The organism is Pseudomonas viridiflava (assembly GCF_900602065.1).
In the GTDB taxonomy this organism is placed as follows: domain Bacteria; phylum Pseudomonadota; class Gammaproteobacteria; order Pseudomonadales; family Pseudomonadaceae; genus Aquipseudomonas.
On record NZ_UWFN01000110.1, the window covers coordinates 1 to 278 of the forward strand.

At 55.8% G+C, this 278-nt stretch carries 1 pseudogene; it reads right to left on the reverse strand.

From position 1 onward, the window contains the following. Positions 1–188: 188 nt before the first annotated feature. Positions 189–278: pseudogene (locus EE949_RS05195) on the reverse strand (DUF6124 family protein); the annotation flags it as partial.

Sequence of the window (278 nt, forward strand, 5' to 3'; positions counted from 1 at the left end):
CCCCAGGGCCCTGAGTTGGCCGAGCAGGCCTTCCTGGTCAATCAAGTCTGCGTGCATCATGGCGTCTGTTCCTTTGATCGGGCTTTTTTCCGATTCTGGGAGGGCCGCCTGCCAAGGGCAAGTGCTGTGCGTCGCGCATGGCAGGATTGACTACAGGTACGTCGTTTTCAGTTCAGCTCAGGTCGTGGTCATTGGGTTTGCAGGTTTTCTATCGTGTTGTCGACCATGACTTTTGCCATTTCCACCAGGTGCATGATCGTCAGCGTCATGTCTCGCTG